This window comes from Streptomyces bullii (genome assembly GCF_042657145.1).
Classification (GTDB): domain Bacteria; phylum Actinomycetota; class Actinomycetes; order Streptomycetales; family Streptomycetaceae; genus Streptomyces; species Streptomyces bullii.
The window spans coordinates 171947-186219 of sequence record NZ_JBHSNY010000006.1 but is presented as its reverse complement, the minus strand read 5'-3'; the positions used below and the strand labels follow the sequence as shown (position 1 = coordinate 186219).

Here is a 14273-nt window from a genome sequence, read left to right as displayed (position 1 = left end):
AACGCCCGAACCGGACAGGAGGCGTCGCCGTCACCACGCCATCTCGTCGAGCAACGCGGCCGCGTCCGGTTCCGGGGCGCGGCCGAGGGTCTGTTCGGCCCAGATCACCTTTCCGTTCGCCACGTAGCGGGTGCCCCACCGGTCCGCGAACTGCGACACGAGGAACAGGCCGCGTCCTCCCTCGTCGGTGGTGGCCGCGCGCCGCAACCGGGGCGAGGTGTTGCTGCCGTCCGACACCTCGCAGACCAGGGTGCGGCCCAGCAGCATCCGGACCCGTACGGGCGGAGCGCCGTACCGGATGGCGTTGGTCAGGAGCTCGCTGAGGATCAGCTCCGTGGTGAAGGACACCTCCTGGAGCCCCCAGCCGTCCAGTCGGTGGTTCACGTCCGTCCGGACCCGGGAGACGGCCATCGCATCGAACGGCACGTCCCAGGCCGCGACCCGGGACGGGTCGAGCAGCCGTGTCCGGGCCACCAGCAGCGCCACGTCGTCGCTCGGGTGCCCGGGCAGCATCGTCTCCATCACCGCCCGGCAGGTCTCCTCCGGTGTCTGCTCCGGACGGGCCACGGCGGAGGTGAGCAGCTCCAGGCCCTCGTCGATGTCCCGCCTGCGGTCCTCCACCAGGCCGTCGGTGAACAGCACGAGCCGACTGCCCTCGGGCAGCTTCAGCTCACCTGTCTCGAAGGGATGCCCGCCCACTCCCAGGGGCGGCGACAAGGGGATGTCGGGGAAGGACACCCGGCCCCGGGGATCCACCATGGCAGGTCCGATGTGACCGGCGCGGGAGAGGACGCAGTGCCCGTTGACCGGGTCGTAGATCGCGTACAGGCAGGTGGCGCCCGTGACCGGCGCGCCGTCGGGATGGGCGCTCGCCATCTGGGTGTCCAGCCGCGTCACCATCTCGTCGAGGTGGCCGAGCAGCTCGTCCGGGGGCAGGTCCAGCGAGGAGAAGTTCAGCACCGCGGTCCGCAGCCTGCCCATCGTCACCGCGGCGTGCAGCCCGTGCCCCACGATGTCGCCGACCACCAGCGCCACCCGGAAGCCCGGCAGCGGAATGACGTCGAACCAGTCGCCGCCCACACCGGCCTGCGCCGGCAGATAGCGCCAGGCGACCTCCAGCGCGTCCTGGTCCGGAAGGTCCCGGGGCAGCAGGCTGCGCTGCAGGGTCACGGCCATGGCGTGCTCGCGGGAGTACCGGCGCGCGTTGTCGATGGCGACGGCCGCCCGGGCCACCAGCTCCTCGGCGACCGCGACGTCCTCCTCCTCGAACGGGGGCGAGCCGGCGCCCCGCCAGAAGTTGACCATGCCGAGCACCACGCCCCGGGCCCGCAGGGGCACCGTGATCAGCGAGTGGATGCCGTAGTCCAGCGCCTCGCGGGCCCCCTCCGGGTCCTGGGCCCGCCAGTCCTGGGCGGTGTGCAGGTCGGGCACCAGGACGGCCTTGCCGCGGTGCAGCGCCGCCACGCTCGGCGTGTCGGCCACCACGAACTGGATCAGGTCTCCCACCGGCTGCAGCGGATGCCCGGCCCGCGACTCGCGCAGCGCGGTGCGCCGCATCCTTCTCACGGCGCCGGTGGGCTCCTCGCCGCGCAGCACGGAGTCGAGCAGCTCCACGGTCACGAAGTCCGCCATGCGCGGCACCGCCACCTCGGCGAGCTCCTCGGCGGTGCGCCGCACATCGAGCGTGGTGCCGATCCGCACCCCCGCCTCGTACAGCAGGGTCAGCCGTCCCCGCGCCTCCTCGGCCTGACCCGACAGGGCCCTCAGCTCCGTGGTGTCACGGAACGTGGCCACCAGGCCCTGCGCGCCGCCGTACGGAGCGGTCAGGCGGGTGTTCACCGCCAGCAGCCGCTCACCGGCCGGCAGGACCTCGTCGGACACGGGCTCGGCCGACAGCAGCAGCCGCGTCAGGCGGGGGCTCAGGCCCAGCTCCGAGACCTGCCGCTGGTCGGCGTCGTCCGGCAGGGCCAGCAGGCGGCGCGCCTCGTCGTTGGCGAGCAGCAGCCGCCCGTCGCCGCCGACGATCAGAACGCCTTCACGCACCGCGTGCAGCACGGCGTCGTGGTGCTCGAACATCCGTGTCATCCCGGCGGGGCCCAGACCGTGCGTCTGGCGGCGAAGTCGCCGGCTGACCAGGGCCGTGCCGCCGGTCGCGAGCGCCAGCGCCAACGCCGCCGACGCCAGCATCATCGGCACCTGCTCGTTCAGTACGTGCCCCAGGGTCTCGAACTGGATCCCGGCGCTCACCATCCCGATCACGCGCCCGCTCGCATCGGTCACGGGCACCACCGCGCGCACGGCCTCCTCCGGCTCGCCGTGGAAGGTCTCGGTGAACGTCTCTCCCGCGGCGGCCCGGCCGACGCCCTCGTCCTTCGTGCCGATCAGCCCGGGCACCGGGTCGGTGAGCCGCACGCCCTGCCTGTCCAGCACGGTGATGAAGTCGACGCCCGAGCCTCGCATGGCCCGCTCCGCCGCCGGTTGGAGCACGGCCGTCGGATCCGGCGACCGCAGCGCGTCCGCCGTGCCGGGCGCGTTCGCGAACGCCTGCGCCGCGGCGAGGGAACGGTTGACGGCGCCGTGCTCGCCGTCGTACCGCCCCTGCACGACCAGGGCGGCGACCGCCGCAGCGACGAGCACCAGCATGATCAGGACCTGGAGCAGGAAGACCTGCGCGGCGAGCGTACGGACGCCCAGGGACGGCGGGAGACGGCGTCCCGGGGATCGCCACGCCTCCGTACGGCGGGACGGGCCGGGGGACCGCCGTTCGCCGAACGCCGGCGCCGCCCTCGTCCGCGACCGGCGGAAACGTCCGATCATGTCCCATTTCTAGCACTGCGCCTCCTCCACGGGCGACCGGTGCGGCAGCCGTCCCGGCTCTCACGGCGGCAGTGCCCGGCGAGGTGGAGGAGGCCGCCCGGGCGGACCGCAGGAGTGCGCAGAAGGTCGTGGGGCTGCGCCCGAGTGCGGGATGCGTGCGGTCACTTCACAGAACGCACACGTCGCCTCATCAACCGTTTAAGTTTCAAGCGCTACGCTCACGAGCATTCGAGCGGCCGAGGGCGGCCATCCGCCGCGGCACTCGCTCACCCCCACCAGGCACAGGAGACTCGGTGTGCGTGACGGCGACGTAGTGGTGATCGGCGGCGGCTATGCGGGCGTCCGCCTGGCGAAACGGCTGGACGCGACAGCGCGGGTCACGCTGGTGGACCGCAAGGAGGTCTTCTTCCACCGCATCGCCTCGCTGCGCGCCGGTGTCCACCCCGAGTGGTCGATGACCCCCTTCATCCCGTACGACCGGCTGCTCCAGCACGGCCGTGTGATCGCGGGCAAGGTGGTCCGCATCGACACCGCCGAGCGGCAGGTGCTCCTGGCGACGGGCGAACGGCTCCCGTACGACGTCGTGGTGATCGCCACCGGCGCCGACTACCCGGAACCCGCCCGCTTCTCCGGCAGCACCGTCGAGGAGGCGGCCAAGTCGTTCGCCGAGCACCAGCAGAAGATCGCCGGCGCCGAGCACATCCTCGTCGTCGGCGGCGGGCCCTCCGGTGTCGAACTCAGCGCCGAGATCCGCCTGGCCCGGCCCGACGCCCGGGTCACGCTCGCCCACTCCGGGCCCGAGCTGCTGCACGCCACCGGCAGCGCGCGGGCCGGGCACAGGGCCCGCGCCTGGCTGGAGACCCACGACGTGGAGGTGCGGCTCGACTCCTTCATGTCCCCCGGAAACGACTACGGCACCTATCGCGACGCGCGGGGCAACGTCCTCGACGCCGACCTGTCCTTCTGGGCGACGGGCACCACCCCCAACACGCTCTGGCTGCGCCTGGCCGGACACGGCGACTGGCTGAACGGCAGCGGGCACGTCAAGGTCGACCGGACGCTCCGCGTCGAGGGGTGGCTGGACGTGTTCGCGGTGGGCGACGTCAACGACGTCAGCGAGCTGAAGGTCACCCCGGCCGCACTGGCCCAGGCCGACCTCGCCGCCCACAACATCCGCGCCCACCTGCGCGGTGCGGGCAAGCACCGCCGACAGCCCCGCCTCTACCGGCCGATGCAGCGCACCCCGCTCATCGTGCCGTTCGGACCGGCCGACGGCGTGACCATGCTGCCCGTGCCGGGCGGCGAGACCGCGGTCCTCGGCAGCCGCACCACGACCCTCACCAAGGCGAAGACCCTCATGACGCCCTACATGCGGCGGCAGCTCGGGTACACCGCCGCCTGAGCCCCGGAGAACCGGCAGCCCGTGAGGCGGTGAGAGGCCTCGACGGCGGCGGGGTTCCGTCGTCCGTCAGTCCGTCGGGCCCTGGCGCCGGATCCGGTCGGCGATCTCGCCGCGCTCCGTCTCCCACCAGGGCCGTACGAGTTCGGGTGCGGGCCCGGGGCCCGGCCGGCGCGCCGGCCCCCGTTCGGCCGCGGGCACGAGTTCCGCGTCCAGACGGCGGTCCAGAGCCGCCGCCCGGGCACGCTCGTGACGGGCCCACTGCACGAGCAGCGCGAGCAGGAAGGGCACCGCGACCAGTTCGGCGATGCCCAGCATCGCCCCGCCGCCGAGCTGCTGGTCGTACCGCGGATCCGGGGCCCAGCGCGGCGTGTGGTGCAGGTACCAGGCACTCGCGATCAGCGCGCCGTGGGTCATCACCACGATGCCCGGCACCGCGTCGACGATCCCGTCGAGGAACACCAGCGCGGCCCGGACCGGGTGGGTGCACCAGGCGGGCAGCGCCTGTTCGTGCGTGAGCACCGGCATCACGAACAGGCAGCCGGCCAGCAGCAGATGCAGATACATCAGCTCGTGCAGCCAGCCCACCCGCAGGGCGGTGGCGAAGTACGGCGTGAGATACACCGTCAGCTCCGTGGCCAGCACCAGGACCGTGCTGACCAGGGGGAAGGTGAGCAGCCGCACCACGCGTCCGGTCATGGCCCGCCTCAGCCGGGCCGAGGCCCGCTCCGGCAGCGCCAGCACCGCCAGACTCAGCGGATCCCCGAGGGCCAGGCCCAGCGGCACGACCAGGTCGAGCAGGACGTTCTGCACGGCGGCCGGCCAGAACAGCACGTGGTCGTACACGGCGAGCGCGGACATCGTCGCCACGGCCAGTCCGCCCAGCCCGAGCAGGGCGAACGCGGCGACGCGGCCCGGCGGCCAGCCCTCACCGCGCCGGCGCAGACGCAGCACACCCCAGCCGTACAGCGCGCCCAGGGCGGCCATCAGCAGCAGCGCCGGCACGTCCGTCTGCCACGAGGACAGCAGCCGGCCCCATGTCAGCTCGGGCGGCGCCGCCGTCGCGTCACCGGTCATGCGGTTCGTCCTTCCCCATCCGTGCGGGTCGTCCTCCCCGGTGCTGCGGGGAGTCCTCCTCGGCCCCGCGGAGCGCGCGCGTCGGCGTGACGCTAGCGGCGGGAGGTAAGGGCCGGGCGCGGGGCGTCTTACCCGTTCGGCCAAGCGACCCGGTTGTGCAGCCGGACCCAGGGCCGAGGCGCCTTCACGGCGCGGCCGACGGGGTAGGCGCCGACGCCGGTGAAGGTGCGGTAGGGAACACGCTGCGCGGGCCGCCGGCGTGCGGGGCCGCCCTGCGACCCCGCACGCCACAGGGCAGCCCCCAGGGCGAGCGCCCGTCGCCCTCACGCCGTGACGTCGATGGCGGCGGCCGCACGCGCCAGGGTGGGGACCACCACCGACGCCGCCGGTCAGGGATACGACACGACCGTCGACGGCACGGTGGCGGTCCCCGACGTCGGCGCTCCCGTGTCGTTGATGACGCACTCGTACTGCCCGTTGCCGCCCAGTGAGACGACGAGCAGGTCGTGGAAGCGCACGCCCGGCCTGGTCGGCGCGGCGAAGCCGTGGTGCTGGACGATGCCGGGGTCGACGTTGTAGTAGCAGTAGCTGCCCAGACCCCAGCCTTCGTGCTGGGTGACGTGGTCGCCGACCTTGTAGGCGGCGTACCCCTTGACCGGCCCGTTCTGGATGGCGGCCTGGTTCGGGGCGTCGTACGCCTTCTCGTTCTGGAAGAAGATCGTGCGGCCCCGCTCGCCGTTCCACTGCACGTCGTACTTGTTGAAGTGCTCCACGAACAGGCCCGTCGCGAGGACGTCCGCACCGTCGACGACCACCCCGTAGTCGGCCCGGTTGGTCTCCCAGCCGACGCCGTCGCCGTGGTCGGCGCGCCACACCCAGGTGTGGTCGACGATGGTGTGGCGGCTGTTGACGACCATGCTGGTCGTCGCCTTGCCGGGCCCCGCCCCGCCGATCCGGATGAACACGTCCTGCACCGTGACGGGGTTGGCCGAGTGGTCCCGGGACGCGCCCCGCGGGCCGACCTCGACCAGCGTCGCCGAGTTGACCGGCCCGGCGTCGACGAGGAAGCCGGCCAGCCGTACGCCCCCGACGTCGGCGACCTTCAGGGCGGTGACGCCGTTGTCGGCGATCAGCGTGGCGTATCCCAGGCCCAGTACGACCGTGTTGGCGCGGTTGACCCGGATGGGCTGGTCGACGTGGTAGATGCCGGGCGTCAACAGCAGGTGCAGGCCCTGGTCGAGCGCCTGGTTGAGGGTGGCCGCCGAGACGCCGGGGCGGGCGACGTAGAAGCGGGTCAGGGGCAGGGAGGTGCCGCGCGGTGTGCCGTTGCCCCAGGTCACACCCCGGGCACCGGTCCGCTTCTCCGGCAGGAACACACGGAACTCGTCGCCCTCGACGTACAGGAACGGCTTCTCCCGCGAGACCGGTGTCGTCTCCAGCGTGGTGTACGGCGGATTCGGGAAGCTCTGCGCGGGTGCTCCCTCGACGCCGGAGAACACCATGTTCCACACGCCGTTGAGCCAGCCGCCGATGACGCTGTCCCGCGTGTACCACTGCTGCTGCGAGTACGGGCCGATCTGGCCGTCGATCCGGCTGTCGGCGATGTAGCCGCCGCTGGCCCAGCCGTAGCCGGTGGGCGCCAGGTTGAGGCCGCCGCGCACGTGCATGCGGCGGAACGGGGCGGCCTGGGCGACGGCCCAGCGGTTGGTGCCGTTGGCCGGGACGAGGGCGAGGTTCTCCGCGGAACGCCAGAAGTTCTGCGTGGCGTTGCCGTCGAACCAGCCGGCGTCCACGGTCACATCGCCGTGGATCGTCGTGTCGTCGGGGGACAGGCCGAGCCCTGCGATGGAGGTGTAGAAGCCGAGTTGGGCGTTGAGCCCGTGGTAGGTGCCCGGCTTGAACAGCAGCGCGTAGCGGCCGGTGCCGAACTGGGCCGACTCCTGACGGGCGAAGACCTCGTCCAGCCTGGCCTGGATGCGGGGCGTGGACGGGTCGAACACGAGGACGTCGGGGCCGAGATCGCCGCCGCCCTGCAAGCGGCGCCGCTTCTTGTGCTTGGTGGGGGCTGCGGAGGCCGGTGCGGGCAGGGCCGCCAGCACGGGGGCGGCGGCCGCGGCGCCGAGGAGGGCCCGGCGGCCGATCGCCGAAGGCCGGGTGGACGGGGAGTCAGGGGGCATGGGGCGGCTCTCCTGGTTCAGGAAGTGAACGAGGTGGGGTGGTGGGAGCGCTCTCTCGCCGCTGAATGGTTCATCCGCGCAACAGCTGCGTCAAGGGGTGCGACCAGAGTTCCGACACTGCGTCAAACCTCTTGACGGATGGGCGGATCGCCGATTAAGTCACGTCGTAAATTAAGTCTTGAGGCACCCCGCCCACGCAGGGCGGCCACCCGCGAGGTACCGCTGTCGGCACCCGGTACCGGCACCTGCGTGAGACCCCCGTCCAGGGACCCGGCATCCCCAACTCCCCGAGGAGAGCCGCATGCCATCCCGCACCCCCCGCATCCCCGGCACCGCCCGCACCCCTCGCACTCTTCTGACCGCCCTCGCCGCGGCGGCCCTGCTGTTCACGGCCCCCGCGTTCGCGGCGCCCTCCCCCGAGGGGCAGGCCGCCGTGGCGGCCTGGGACACCGACCTGGCCGCAGCCGCCCACACCGCGGACCCGGCCGCCGTCACGGCCTCCGGCAGCGAGAACGCGGCCACCGCCCCCGGCCGCGCCTTCGACGGTGACGGCGCCACCCGCTGGTCCAGCGACTTCACCGACGACGCCTGGATCCGCGTCGACCTCGGCTCCACCGTCCGCATCCACCGGGTCGTCCTGGACTGGGAAGCGGCCTACGGCAAGCGCTACGTCCTGGAGGTGTCGAAGAACGGCACCGACTGGACACCCTTCTACACCGAGACGGCCGGCACCGGCGGCACGGTCACCGCCCACACCTACCCGCAGGAGGTCACCGGCCGCTACGTCCGCCTGCGAGGCATCGAACGCGCCACCCCGTACGGCTACTCGCTGTGGTCCTTCAAGGTCTACGGCGGCACCCCGGCCCCCGCCTCCAGCACCCGCGCCAACCTGGCCCTGCACCACCCGGCGTACGCCGACTACTACCAGCACGCGGGCAACGCACCGGCGTTCGTGACGGACGGCGGTTGGCCGGCCGACCTGAAGGCCGACGCGACGCGCTGGTCCAGCGACTGGAACGCCGACCGCTGGATCGCCGTAGACCTCGGCGCGACCTCGACGATCGACACGGTCGACCTGTACTGGGAGGCGGCCTACGCCGTCGACTACCGGCTCCAGGTCTCCGACGACAACCGCACCTGGCGCACGGTGTACCAGCCGTCCGCGTCACAGGTCGCCGCCCGCCGCGCTGACGTCAAGTCCCCCTCCGAGGCGGTGGGCCTGCACGACACCGTCCGCCTGCCCCAGCCCGTCACCGGCCGCTACGTCCGTGTGCTCGGCGTGGAACGCCGCTCCTTCCACAACCCGGCCCCGACGACGGCCCAGTTCGGATACTCCCTCTACGAGTTCCAGGTCTGGGGCACCGGGGGCAGCGCGTCGGCGGCGTACCCGCCCCTGCCCGGCGAGCAGCCGGGCACGTACCGCACCACCTTCTTCGACGACTTCACGACCTCCGCTCTCGACCGCGCCAAGTGGCGGGTGGTGCGCACCGGCACGGAGATGGGCTCGGTCAACGGCGAGGCCCAGGCGTACGTCGACTCCCCGGAGAACATCCGCACGGAGAACGGCAACCTGGTCCTCACCCCCAGGTACTGCAAGGGCTGCACCCGGGCGGGCGGCGCCACCTACGACTTCACCTCCGGCCGCATCGACACCCACACGAAGTTCGACTTCACCTACGGCCGGGTCAGCGCCCGTATGAAGCTCCCGGTCGGCGACGGCTTCTGGCCCGCGTTCTGGCTGCTCGGCAGCAACGTCGACGACCCGTCGGTGTCGTGGCCGTCCTCCGGCGAGACGGACATCATGGAGAACATCGGCTACGCCGACTGGACGAGCACCGCGCTGCACGGCCCCGGCTACTCGGCGGACGGCAACATCGGCGCACGCCAGGTCTACCCCGGCGGCGGCCGGGCCGACCAGTGGCACACCTACGCGGTGGAGTGGACCCCGACGGCGATGCGCTTCTCCGTCGACGACCGCCTGGTCCAGGAGACCACCCGCAACAAGCTGGAGTCGACGCGGGGGCAGTGGGTCTTCGGCCGCGACCAGTACGTCATCCTCAACTTCGCCCTGGGCGGCGCCTACCCGGCGGGCTGGAACAAGGTCACGAGCCCGTACTGGGGCCTGCCGCAGTCGAGCGTGGACCGGATCGCGGGCGGGGGAGTGCGGTTGGAGGTGGACTGGGTGCGGGTGGAGCAGAAGGGGTGAGCGGCGTGGGCGGGTGGCGTCGGGGTGACGCGGGGGCGGACGGAGCGGGTCGGCGGTGACGCAGGAGCGGGCGGAGCAGGTCGGGGGTCACGCGTGGGCGGCGGGCGAATCCGGTTGTCCGCCGCAACCGTCCCCTGTCAGGCTCCCGGCCATGCCCTCCTTCACCGCCCCCGACGGCACCACGATCGCCTACCACGTCACCGGAGACGGCCCGCCCCTGGTCTGCCTGCCCGGCGGGCCGATGCAGGACTCCGTCTACCTCGGCGACCTCGGAGGGCTGACCGCCCACCGCACCCTGATCCGCCTGGACCTGCGGGGCACCGGCCGGTCGGCGGCACCCCAGGACCCCGCGTCCTACCGGTGCGACCGCCAGGTCGAGGACGTCGAGGCGCTGCGGGAGGAACTGAACCTGGACCGGCTGGACCTCCTGGCGCACTCCGCCGGCGCGAACCTGGCGGCCCTGTACGCCGCCCGCCATCCGGACCGGGTGGCGCGCCTGGCCCTGATCACCCCGAGCGTGTACGCGGTCGGCCTCCGGATCACCGCCGAGGACCGCTTGGCCACCGCGCGTCTGCGGCGGGACGAGCCGTGGTTCGTCCCGGCGTACGAGGCGCTGGAGGCGATCACGGAGGGCCGGGCGAGCGTGGACGCCTGGCAGGCCGTCGCACCGTTCTGGTACGGGCGGTGGGACGACGAGGCACGCGCCGTCCACGAGGCCGAGGCGAAGCAGCGCAATGACGAGGCCGCGGCCGTGTACGTCTCCGACGGCGCCTTCACGCCCGACGCCACGCGCGCCGCCCTGGCCGCGCTCGCGGCACCGGTCCTTGTGCTGGCCGGCGCGTACGACGTGGCCGCGCCGGCACGCGTGATGACGGAGTACGCCGCCCTGTTCCCGCGCGCCGAGCTGGTCGTCCAGCCCGGGGCGGGGCACTTTCCGTGGCTGGAGGACGCGGAGCGGTTCGTGAGGACTGTCGCCGCGTTCGGCGAGGGCCTCAGCAGTCCCTGAACTCCGGCGACTGATTCAACACCTGCGCCCGCACCGAAGTGAACCGCCCGTACGTCTGCCCCTCCCCGGCCTCCGGCCGGAACGCCGCCACCCGGTGGCAGTTCTGGAACGCCAGCTTCACGCCGAAGTGGCGTTCCAGGCTGCCGCGGATCGCGTCGCTGGCGAGGGCCCGCAGGAGCTGGCCGCGTTCCTTCTCGGACGGGGGAGGGGTCTGGTTGTCGGCGAACTCGGCCGGGCTCTCCTTGAGTTCGGCGGCGAGAGTGGCGATCAGGTCGTAGGCGTACGGGAGGGACGTGCGGACGGTGTCCACGAAGTCCTCCTCGCGGATGTCGCCGCGCTCGGCTTCGACGAGGAGCTTCGGGGAGACGTCGAGAGACATGTAGGGGTGTCCTGTCTGGTCGTCGGTTCAGTGTGCTGTAGGGGAGTTCAGTGCCGCCGGCCCCGGCACGAACTCCGGGTCCACCTGCTCGGCCAGGTTCCGGCCCGTGCGTGCGTCCGCCCAGGAGCGGGCGTTGCGCAGGTGGAACTCCACGGCGTGGCGGTGCAGCCGGTCCCAGTCGCGGGGGTGGGCGTCGACGGCCTCGCGCAGGACGTTCAGGGCGTGCCGGTTGTGCGGCTCCAGGGAGTCCAGCGCGTCCGGGCCGCCGGCTTCGGCACGGCCCTGTTCGGCCGCGCGGACCCAGGAGGAGTGCACCAGGTGGGTCAGGAGGTCGTCCCCCACCTCCTCCTTGAGGAAGAGCAGGTCGTCCTCGCAGGTCACCTTGTTGCCGACGACCGCGATCCGGATGCCGAACTGCTCGGCGTGGTCCCGGTACTGGCGGTAGACCGAGACGCCCTTGCGGGTGGGTTCCGCCACCAGGAACGTCATGTCGAACCGGGTGAACAGGCCGGAGGCGAAGGCGTCCGCGCCGGCCGTCATGTCGACGACCACGTACTCGCCGGGGCCGTCGACCAGATGGCCCAGGTACAGCTCCACCGCGCCGAGCTTGGAGTGGTAGCAGGCCACTCCCAGGTCGCTCTCGTCGAACTCGCCCGTCACCATCAGCGGCACCCCGCCCGCCCGGCCGACGTGCCGCGTGTGGAGCTCGTCGTCGCCGAGCAGGCGCAGCAGGCGTGAGCCGCGTCCGGGCGGGGTCGTCTTGATCATGGCCTCGGAGGAGGTGATGCGGGGGTTGGTGCCGCGCAGGTAGTCCTTGATCTCCGTCAGGTGCGGGCCCAGGGGCGGGGCGGTGAAGGGCTGCTCGTCCTCCGGGGCGAGCGCCTCGGCCAGGTGCTGGTTGATGTCACCGTCGATGGCGAGGACCGGGGCGCCGGACCGCGCCAGATGGCGGGAGAAGAGGGCTGACAGCGTGGTCTTGCCGCTGCCGCCCTTGCCGACGAACGCGATCCTCACGAACGACGCTCCCCGTTTTTGAAAATGGATGTCATGTGGCTAGGTTGGTGGCTGGGCGGAGGGGGTGTCAAATCACCTTGCGAGCGCACGACTTGGTGGCCGGTGGCCCGGCCGTCGGGGTGCGGTGATCAATGGCCGGTTCTTAATGCATATGATGTGCAAGTGCATGACTACAGCATCAGGACGGCTGGCCCGGAACAGATCGACGGTGCGCGAGCGGTGATGCTCGACACCGTCTACCGTGAGTTCGGCACCGGCTACGTGCCCCGCTGGCACGGCGACATCATCGACCCGGCCGCCGCCTACCTGGCCCCGGCCCGCCACACCCTCCTCGTCGCGCTCGACCCGGACGACGCGAGCGTCGTGGCCACCGGGGCGCTGGACTCCCAAGGCCCCGCTCACCCGCCGAACCCGCTCCACCTCGCCGAGCGCTACCCCTCGGGCGCGACCGCCCAACTGCGCCGGGTCTACGTCCGTCCCGGCCACCGCAGGCGCGGCCTCGCCCGGCGCCTGGTCGAGGAACTGCTCGCCTTCGCCGAGGCGGACGGCGGCTATCGTGCCGTCTATCTGCACACCGACCCGTCCGTCCCCGGCGCGGAGGCGTTCTGGCGGTCGCTCGGCAAGGTCGTGCACGACGAGCGCGAGGACCCCGGCGGCGGCAACGGCGTCGTGCACTTCGAGATTCCGACGGGACGGTGACCGATGCGCCCGTTCCGTCGCCGCTGCCTCACCGCTCTCGCCCTGGTCCCGCTGCTCACCGGCTGCTTCGCCTCCGGCGGACAGTCGTCGGGGGACGGCGCGCCGGACGGCTCCCGGCTGCGCGTCGCCCTGGCCTTCCCGCCGGCCGAGCGCCTCTCCCCGTACGGTGCCGACGCCACCCTCCTCAGCCGGCTCGGTGTCGCCGAGGGCCTGACCGCCCTGGACGCCAACGGTGCCGCGTCCCCCGCGCTCGCCGAGTCCTGGCGCCGGGAGAACGCCCGCACCTGGGAGTTCGGCCTGCGCGAGGCCACCTTCCAGGACGGCACGGACGTCACGCCGTCCGCCGTCGCCGCCGCCCTGACCCACGCCACCCGGGCCGAGCCCCCGCCCGCCGCCCTGTCCGGCGTCACCCTCACCGCCGAGGCCGACGGCAGCCGCGCCGTACGGATCACCACCGCCGAGCCGGACCCGGTCCTGCCGCTGCGGCTGTCCAGCCCGAGCCTCGCCGTGTTCTCGCCGAGGGCGTACGGCGCGGACGGCAGCGTCGACCCCGTCGGCACCGCCACCGGCCCCTTCGAGCTCACCGAGGTCAACGGCTCCTCCTCCGCCGCCCTCGACCGTTTCGACGACTACTGGGGCGGCCGCGCCCAGGCCTCCGGCATCGACGCGCGTTTCATCGCCGACGGCACCGCCCGCACCAACGCCCTGCGCACCGGCCAGGTCGACATCGCCGAGGCGGTCCCCGTCTCCCAGGCGGCCACCCTCGACGAGGACACCCGCCGCGAGACCGCCACCACCCGCACCACCAGCCTGCTGCTCAACTCCGCGTCCGGCCCCTTCGAGGACCCCAGGCTGCGCGCCGCCGCCCGCCGGGCCGTCGACACCTCCGCGCTCGCCCAGGACGTGTACGAACGGCACGCCGACCCGGGCGCCGGCATCTACGGCCCCGCCGTGACCTGGGCCGAGGGCAAGCGCCTGCCGCCCGCCGGCCGGGCGAAGCCGGGCAGCGCCAGGGGTGCGTCGGTCACCCTCGCCACCTACGACAACCGGCCCGAGCTCCCCGAGGTCGCCCAGGTGCTCGAACAGCAGCTGGAGAAGGCCGGGTTCACCGTGCGGCTCCAGGTGCGCGAGTACTCGCGGCTGGAGAGCGACGCGCTGGACGGCGAGTTCGACGCGTTCGTGCTCGCCCGCAACACCCTCGTGGACACCGGCGACCCCGTCGCCGTCCTGGCCAGTGACCACACCTGCGACGGCGGCTTCAACATCGCCCAGCTGTGCGACAAGGCCGTCGACCGGGCCGTGGCCCGGGCCGAGCGGACCGCCGACACGGCGAAGCGGCAGGACGCGGCGATGGCGGCGGAGGCGGAGATCCTCGGCACCGACGCCGTGGTGCCGCTGGTCCACCAGCGCGTCATCACCGGCGTCGGCACCGGCGTGAAGGGCGTACTTCTCGACCCGTACGAGCGCACCCTTGTCGGCACGGGAACGCGGCGCTGAAC

General features: G+C 72.9%; 10 protein-coding genes. 5 read left to right on the top strand and 5 right to left on the bottom strand.

Features of this window, described 5'->3' with window-relative positions; all coding sequences use genetic code 11:
* Positions 1-30: 30 nt before the first annotated feature.
* On the bottom strand, positions 31-2817 hold the full coding sequence (locus ACFPZJ_RS18375) for a SpoIIE family protein phosphatase (protein WP_381022490.1): 2787 nt from the start codon (positions 2815-2817) through the stop codon (positions 31-33).
* Between the two features lie 295 nt (positions 2818-3112).
* On the opposite strand from ACFPZJ_RS18375, the gene ACFPZJ_RS18370 reads away from it, so the two are divergent.
* A complete protein-coding gene (locus ACFPZJ_RS18370; protein ID WP_381022488.1) occupies positions 3113-4219 on the top strand; it encodes an NAD(P)/FAD-dependent oxidoreductase in 1107 nt (368 codons plus the stop codon).
* Positions 4220-4285: 66 nt separating this feature from the next.
* Here the strand turns inward: ACFPZJ_RS18370 and ACFPZJ_RS18365 are convergent, their stop codons facing one another.
* Together ACFPZJ_RS18365 and ACFPZJ_RS18360 are read right to left on the bottom strand one after the other, a co-directional pair.
* On the bottom strand, positions 4286-5293 hold the full coding sequence (locus tag ACFPZJ_RS18365; RefSeq protein WP_381022486.1) for a cytochrome c oxidase assembly protein: 1008 nt from the start codon (positions 5291-5293) through the stop codon (positions 4286-4288).
* Positions 5294-5682: 389 nt separating this feature from the next.
* A complete protein-coding gene (locus ACFPZJ_RS18360; protein ID WP_381022484.1) occupies positions 5683-7470 on the bottom strand; it encodes a coagulation factor 5/8 type domain-containing protein in 1788 nt (595 codons plus the stop codon).
* A gap of 301 nt (positions 7471-7771) precedes the next feature.
* Here ACFPZJ_RS18360 and ACFPZJ_RS18355 point away from each other — a divergent pair, with 301 nt between their 5' ends.
* On the top strand, positions 7772-9676 hold the full coding sequence (locus tag ACFPZJ_RS18355; protein ID WP_381022481.1) for a discoidin domain-containing protein: 1905 nt from the start codon (positions 7772-7774) through the stop codon (positions 9674-9676).
* A gap of 151 nt (positions 9677-9827) precedes the next feature.
* Positions 9828-10682: an alpha/beta fold hydrolase gene (locus ACFPZJ_RS18350; RefSeq protein ID WP_381022478.1), complete on the top strand. Its 855-nt coding sequence runs from the start codon at positions 9828-9830 to the stop codon at positions 10680-10682.
* On the opposite strand, the gene ACFPZJ_RS18345 is transcribed toward ACFPZJ_RS18350, so the two are convergent.
* The gene (locus ACFPZJ_RS18345) at positions 10669-11061 is read right to left on the bottom strand and encodes an SCO5389 family protein (protein ID WP_381022475.1); all 393 of its coding nucleotides are present in this window, start codon (positions 11059-11061) and stop codon (positions 10669-10671) included. The two genes, ACFPZJ_RS18350 and ACFPZJ_RS18345, sit on opposite strands and share 14 nt — an antisense overlap.
* Before the next feature lie 27 nt (positions 11062-11088).
* The gene (locus ACFPZJ_RS18340) at positions 11089-12075 is read right to left on the bottom strand and encodes an ATP-binding protein (RefSeq protein WP_381022472.1); all 987 of its coding nucleotides are present in this window, start codon (positions 12073-12075) and stop codon (positions 11089-11091) included.
* Positions 12076-12237: 162 nt separating this feature from the next.
* Between ACFPZJ_RS18340 and ACFPZJ_RS18335 the strand changes: the two genes are divergently transcribed.
* Together ACFPZJ_RS18335 and ACFPZJ_RS18330 are read left to right on the top strand one after the other, a co-directional pair.
* On the top strand, positions 12238-12774 hold the full coding sequence (locus ACFPZJ_RS18335; RefSeq protein WP_381022470.1) for a GNAT family N-acetyltransferase: 537 nt from the start codon (positions 12238-12240) through the stop codon (positions 12772-12774).
* A gap of 3 nt (positions 12775-12777) precedes the next feature.
* Entirely contained in the window at positions 12778-14271 is a 1494-nt protein-coding gene (locus tag ACFPZJ_RS18330; protein WP_381022468.1) for an ABC transporter substrate-binding protein, read from the top strand.
* Positions 14272-14273: the final 2 nt, after the last annotated feature.